The organism is Massilia sp. MS-15 (assembly GCF_020176695.1).
Taxonomy (GTDB): domain Bacteria; phylum Pseudomonadota; class Gammaproteobacteria; order Burkholderiales; family Burkholderiaceae_D; genus Telluria; species Telluria hydrophila.
Genome location: NZ_JAIWIA010000016.1, coordinates 1 through 1,432, shown reverse-complemented (window position 1 = coordinate 1,432; position 1,432 = coordinate 1). Strand labels below are relative to the sequence as shown.

The following is a 1,432-nucleotide window of genomic DNA, read 5'->3' as shown; positions in this document are numbered from 1 at the left end:
CTTCATCAACGGCTACGTCAGGACCTTCGGTTTTACACATGCGGATGGCGGTTTCGCCTTCTACCACGCCGAGATCGTTCCCTGGCTGTCCTATTTGAAGCTGCGGATCAATTCACGCATTTTCCAGAACATGAACGTGCTGGAGGTCCTCGAGACCATCTATCGGGGAGACTACGGCAGCCTGGCCGCCTACGAATTCCGCACCAACCGGTCCTATGCGAAGGAAGACTACATCGTCCAGTACCAGGAGTCCGACGAGCATTTCACCAGCCGGCTAATGGAAAAATATGGGCTGTTCTACTACTTCGAACATAGCGCATCAGGGCACCTGATGGTCATCAGCGACGACTCCTGCCATAGCGGCTTTTGTCCTCCGCACAGTGCGCATCCCGACATCCAGTTCAATGCGGGCGACCGGTCGCATGACGACGACAGTATCACCGCCTTCGCCGCGGAGCGCACCGTACAGCCAAGCAAGGTCGTGCTGAACACCTTCGACTTCAAGGCGCCCAGCAGTTGGCAATGCCTGGAAATGCCGACTGTTGCGCAGCAGGGGGACGTACCGCCGATGGAGATCTACGACGGTAACCCGGCGTTTGCATACAAGAACAAGGGCGCTGGCGAGCACGATGCGCGCCAGCGGATGGAGGTGCTGGAATGGCAAGCCAAGGTCTTCCTGGGTGCGTCGAATTGTCGCGGTCTCATCCCTGGACATACGTTCAAACTGCATGATCACCACTGGTTCGACAACGGGAATAACGATCCCGATTTCCTGGTCATCTCCGTTCAGTACAACGCCCGCAATAACTATTTCGATGGCGACAGGCGGGACGTCTATACGAACACGTTCACCGCGGTACGCCGCAAGATTCCCTACCGTCCACGGCGCGCCCATCGGGCGCCGAAGATGCCCGGACCGCAAACCGCGACCGTGGTCGGTCCGAAAGGCAGCGAAATCCATACGGACCGCTTCGGGCGGATCAAGGTGCATTTCCACTGGGACCGCTACGGCCGCCATGACGAACGCAGCTCCTGCTGGATCCGCGTTTCCCAGCCATGGGCGGGTCAGAACTGGGGCACCATTGCGATTCCCAGGGTAGGGCAAGAGGTGATCATCGACTATCTCGAGGGAGACCCGGACCGGCCTATCTGCACCGGCCGCGTGTACAACGCGGAGCAGCCGGTGCCTTACGCCTTGCCGGCCGCGGCACACATGATGGGTTTCAGGAGCCGATCGACGCCAGGGGGGAACGGGTATTGTGAAGTGGTGATCCATGACCGCGCAGGCCAGGAGCTGATCAACATCCATTCTCAGAAAGACATGGTGACGACGGTCCGGAACAACCAAACGACATTGGTGCATGGAGCTCACCAGATCAACACGGTGTCAGCCGGGTGCCACGTCACGACGGTCAAGAAGAAGATCGACATG

The 1,432-nt window shown here is 58.9% G+C and carries 1 protein-coding gene; it reads left to right on the top strand.

Annotated elements, in window-relative coordinates; all coding sequences use genetic code 11:
* Positions 1–1,432, top strand: a 1,432-nt coding sequence (locus LCI23_RS07605; RefSeq protein ID WP_224945839.1) for a type VI secretion system Vgr family protein, incomplete at both ends; no start/stop codon positions are given.